Annotated in this window: 4 protein-coding genes; 2 read left to right on the forward strand and 2 right to left on the reverse strand. The window is 60.1% G+C overall.

The genetic code is table 11. The features are described 5' to 3' along the window. Together WBP53_RS05715 and WBP53_RS05720 are read left to right on the forward strand one after the other, a co-directional pair. The coding region (locus tag WBP53_RS05715) for a DUF1800 domain-containing protein (protein WP_423926823.1) at positions 1–1,826 on the forward strand (1,826 nt) is incomplete at its 5' end. An 11-nt stretch (positions 1,827–1,837) separates the two neighbouring features. Next, on the forward strand, positions 1,838–3,250 hold the full coding sequence (locus WBP53_RS05720) for a DUF1501 domain-containing protein (RefSeq protein ID WP_423926825.1): 1,413 nt from the start codon (positions 1,838–1,840) through the stop codon (positions 3,248–3,250). Between the two features lie 159 nt (positions 3,251–3,409). Here WBP53_RS05720 and WBP53_RS05725 read toward each other — a convergent pair whose 3' ends face one another. Next, positions 3,410–4,303 carry an adenylate/guanylate cyclase domain-containing protein gene (locus WBP53_RS05725; protein WP_423926827.1) on the reverse strand — a complete coding sequence of 298 codons (894 nt, stop codon included), beginning with the start codon at positions 4,301–4,303 and terminating at the stop codon, positions 3,410–3,412. A gap of 20 nt (positions 4,304–4,323) precedes the next feature. Further along, positions 4,324–5,283 (reverse strand): alpha-ketoacid dehydrogenase subunit beta (locus tag WBP53_RS05730; protein WP_423926829.1); only part of this gene is annotated, 960 nt, incomplete at its 5' end.

Genomic DNA, 5,283 nt, shown 5'->3' on the forward strand with positions numbered 1-5,283 from the left:
GAGTGAGTCCCATGGCCGCAGCACCTGCCAGTGCCGCTTTTGTTGCCTCCCGCAGGCGTTTGTTCAACGCCATCTTCAATAGCGCTGGCATTGCAGATGTCGATACCAGCCTGGCCATGCGCCGGCCCGGCCGTAACGGCATCCTCCCGAAAGACTTGCCGCAGAGCCCGACAGCGTTGAGTTTCCCGCCACAGTCCGTGCGCTGGCTGACCCGCTGTACGTTCGGCTTCACGATCCAGGAACACATTGATTACATAGCTCTGGGTGCGAATGACGAAGCCCGCTGGACCGCATGGGTCAATCGCCAACTGAATCCGGGTTCGATTTCGGACGCGGCCTGTGACGCGCGCATCGCCAATGCCGGCTTCACTACGCTCAACAAGACTGGCAACCAGCTCTGGAATGATCACCACTCGGTCACCAACGACTACTACCTGCGCATGCTGCCGATCCGCGAAGCGGAATGCATGAGCATCCTTCGGCAGACTTACAGCGCCCGTCAGCTGAACGAGGTGATGGTCGATTTCTGGCATGACCACTTCAGCGTATTCGGCTGGGACTATGACGGCGGGCCGATGTTCCCGGAGTTCGACCGCGTCGCCATCCGACCGCATGTATTCGGCAATTTCCGCACGATGTTGCAGGCCGTGGGCGAATCGGCCTCGATGATGTACATGCTCGACCTGTATTCGAGTGATGCCTCGCATCCGAATGAAAACTACGCACGCGAGCTTTTCGAGCTGCATACGATGGGCGCGGAGAACTATGGTGGCATCGTGCAGAACCCGGACAGCTTCAACAACATGGAGTTGCTCGGTCACTACACCGCCCCCGATGGTGAGGAAGAGCGACTCAAGTACGTCGATGACGACGTTTATGAAACAGCCCGTGCTTTGACGGGTTGGACGATCTCCGGCTCCAATTGGCCCTACGATCCGATCAACGGCGTGCCGCTGGGCCAGTTCGCCTACGATTCGAGCGCGCATGATCAGGGCGTGAAGCGAATTCTCGCGCGCTACTTCCCTGCTTCGCAGGGGCAGGCAGATGGCGTCACCCTTTTCGACATGCTGGCCCGTCATCCGCGCACGGCACGACATGTCGTGACCAAGATCTGCAAGCGCTTCGTTGGCAGCAATCCGTCAACAGGACTGATCGACAGCGCGACGGCCGTCTTCTCGCAAGCCTGGCAGGCCAACAATCAGATCTCCCAGGTGCTGCAGGTAATCCTGCAATCGGCCGAGTTCAAGAGCAGCTGGGGTACGGCCATGAAGCGCCCTGCCCTCAGTGCGGTCAGTGCGCTGCGCTCCACGGGTGCCAATTTCACTCCGACGCCCGACAACACGTCGGTCTACACGCCCACTGAGGAATTCATGGGGCGCCTGCAGGCCGCAGGACACAAGCTGTTCTATTGGCCGGCCCCGAACGGATACCCCGACGATCCGATTGCCTGGTCGAGTACCGGAACACTGGGCATGACCCTGAAGATGCTGCCGCGCTTGCTCGAAATGCACCAGATCGAAAGCTACAACGATGACTATCCGTTTCTGATCGATGTCCAGGGCCAGACCACCGGTTCGTTCCCGGTCAATCAGCGCACTTCCGCTACCCTCGTGGGCTACTGGTGTGATCGCATCCTCGGATATCGCCCCGAACCGATATACACCGTGGCTGTCGACTTCCTGCGCCAGAACGTCGGAGCCAACGAACTGATCGATCTCGCAACGAACAGCTGGAACCAGAACAATCTCTCGCAGCACTACACTCAATCGCGCTTGCGCACGGTGATTGGCTTGATCCTGTGTTGCCCTGAATTCCTGCGTCGCTGAGGAGCACCGACATGACAAAGCTTGATCGACGCGATTTTCTCAAGGGCTGTGGTGTCGCCGCTGTTGCCGGTGGTAGCAGCAGTCGCGCCCTGGCTTACTTCGCCACACCAGACCTCGCTCCGGCAGTGGCCACGGATGACACCCTTGTGGTGGTCTTCCTGCGCGGCGCGATGGACGGTCTCAGCCTGCTGCCGCCGGGCGCCAGCAGTCCGTATCGCGCAGATTACATGGCGGCTCGCAGCAGCACGCGCATTCCCACATCCGGTACCGGCGCAGCCCTGAGTCTCAATGGCACCAGTTGGGCATTGCATCCTCGTGCGACCGGCCTGCGCAACCTGTTCAACCAGAATCGCCTGGCGTTCATTGTGGGCGCAGGGCAAGGCCAGCCCATCCCTGTCATACGCAGCCACTTTGATGCCCAGGCCAACCTTGAATTCGGATTCGGTGGCGGCACTGGCAACAACATCGGCTGGCTGACCCGACATCTGGCAAGTGGTGGCCTACCCGCCGTGGTACCGCTTCCAGCGACATCGCTTGGCAACATCACCGCGAGCAGCCTGCTTGGATCATCTGATGCCATCACGATGAACAGCGCATCGGACTTCCGAATCGATGGATTCCACTGGTCATGGGAGGAGGACGACGCCGGTGCCGGCATCGTTGGTGCCGTCTCACGCATGCATGCACTCTGGAATACCAATGCAACACAGCTTGAGGCCGCGGGCGTCGAAACCCTGGCATCACTGGACCTGCTGCGCCCGATCAACTTCGGGCTATACAACGCGACCAGCAATCCAGGCGGCTACCAGCCCACCGGAGGTGCCGACTACAGCCTGAGCAGCAACCAGGACTTTGGCAACCAGTTGCGCAACGTCGCCCAATTGATCAAGACCAACCTTGGCATGCGCGTGGCGACAGTCGACCTTGGCGGCTGGGATACCCACGTCGGCCAGGGTAATCCAGCCAATACGTATGACTACTTCGGCAACCAGGTCGAAAGCCTGTCGAAAGGCCTGAGCGCGTTCTACACGGACCTGGCAAGCAGTGCTTCCGGCAACCTGATGCAAAAAACCAGCGTGATCGTTGTCAGCGAATTCGGGCGACGCGTTCAGGAAAACGGCGACGGGGGAACCGATCACGGCTATGGCAACGTGATGATGGCACTGGGCGGCTCAGTCAACGGAGGCCAGGTCTATGGCACCTTCCCCGGCCTCGCCAATGCCAATCTCTATCAGGGCACCGATGTCGCCGTTACCACGGATTACCGACGCATCATCTCGGAAGCCCTGATCCGGCGCATGGCCAACCCGAATATCTACCACGTCTTTCCGGGCTACTCGGGCTACACGCCGATGGGAATCTTCCAGGGCACCGACCTGCCCCCTACAAGTTTTGATGCCCTGTTCGCGAGTGGGTTCGACTGAGAGCAGGGATTCGGGATTCGGGATTCGCAAGTGCGATTCGACGCGAGATGTCCGCATCATTGCCACCAGATCAGATCCGCAAGCCAGTGCTTCCGCCTTTGCCAATCCGGGCCTTTGACAGCCGACCGGCTGGTCATCTCGAATGCCGAATCCCGGCCTTCAGGCCTCGCCACACTCGAAGAGCAGCAAATTGCCATCTGCGGCGGCGTGGGCCTGGCCGAGGCTGATAGTCCCGCTGCGGCGCAGGTGGAAGGCATCCCGGTGAACCAGGAGTTCTTCGTTGCCGATCTTGACCCAGGTGCCGTTGGTGGATCGGTCGGAGAGAATGAAGTGGCCGCGTTTCCATTCGATCATGGCGTGATCGCGGGAAACCCAGTCCGACTCAATGGTCAGGCTGTGGCTTTCCTCGCGCCCCAGCGTGAACGGATCAGCCAGTTCGTCGATCTGGAATTCACGGCCAAGGAAGCGCAGGGTCAGTACGACACGCTTGGCCTTGGCGAACTGGACCACGCGCTGAACGGTTGTCACATGGGATACATCTTCCTGCCACATGACATCGACGATCTCGATAGGCAGGAGCTTTCCGGCCACCCGCGCCGTACCGATCGAACGCACGCGAACGCCGGCCGCATTGGTGATGTTCATGGCTGTAGTTGCCGTGGCCACGATCTGGTCACGTTTGGCCAGAGCTGCCATTCGTGCGGCGACATTGACTGCATCGCCGAATACGTCGGTCTCCTCGACCAGAGCCTCGCCATGATGGAGGCCGATGCGAATGCCGATGTTGTCCTGAACAAAGGCAATATCGGATTTCATCCGACGCTGCATGTCGGTCGAAGCAAGCAGCCCCTGCACCGCACTGGGAAACGTACACATGATTTCGTCGCCGATCGTCTTGATCAGCTTTCCACCATGACGGTTTGCCACTTCGGTCAGGGCATCGAGCACGGCCGCGATGATGTCACGCGCGGCCACATTGCCGCGCAACTCGAACAGCTTGGTGCTGCCCGAGACGTCGGCAAACAGGATTGTCAGCGAGGAACTTGCGCTCATTGCGTCAGATGATAGGTCATTCAGTGAATCGGCTCCAGATTATCCGCTGCCGCAACAATATCAGCCTCGGCCGGAAGCACGGCCAGCGCAGCTCCGGCCAGCGGCGTATAGGTATCCGCCCCGACTACGCGTTGAAGCGGCGTGGCGCCAAGACCCGCTTCGACAATGGCCGTGATCACGCCCTCTCCCACTCCAGCCGAATGACGCCCTTCATCAACAACCAGGATGCGCCGGGCATCACGCGCCTGATCTGCGATGAAGGCCTCGTTCAGCGGCACCAGCCAACGCAGATCGACCACGCGCACCTTCCAGCCACGCCTCGATTCAATCTCCCGGGCTGCGCGAAGGCTCATTGGCAGACCGTTTCCATAGCTGAATATGACCAGATCACTGGCCTCGGCGGCATAGACCCTGCCTTCACCCAGGGCCATGGACTGACCCGGTGCCGGATAGGGAAACAGCCACTGGCCATCACCGGCCTCATGCAGGTCCTTGGTCATGTAGAGCGCAATCGGCTCAAGAAACACGCTGACACGACCGTCCACCTTGGCCAGCGCAGCCAGCGTGCGCAGCATCGTCACGGCATCATCACCACGACTCGGGCAGCCGACGACAAGCCCGGGAATATCACGCAGGGCGGTCAGCGAGTTGTCGTTGTGGAAATGCCCGCCGAAGCCTTTCTGATAACCGAGCCCGGCCATGCGCACGACCATGGGATTGCGGAACTGGTCGTTGGAGAAGAACTGCAGTGAGGCCGCTTCGCCGCGAATCTGGTCGCAGGCGTTGTGGAAATAGGCCAGGTACTGGATCTCGGGTATTGGCAGCATGCCCATGTTGGCATAGCCCTGAGCCAGGCCCAGGATGATGGTCTCGTCTAGCAGGGTTTTGAAGACGCTCTTGTTCTTGAACGACTTGTGCAGACCCTTGGTTACCGTGTAGACGCCGCCTTTCTGGGCGATATCTTCGCCGAACATCAGCGC

Source organism: Dokdonella sp. (assembly GCF_049593775.1).
GTDB lineage: Bacteria > Pseudomonadota > Gammaproteobacteria > Xanthomonadales > Rhodanobacteraceae > Dokdonella.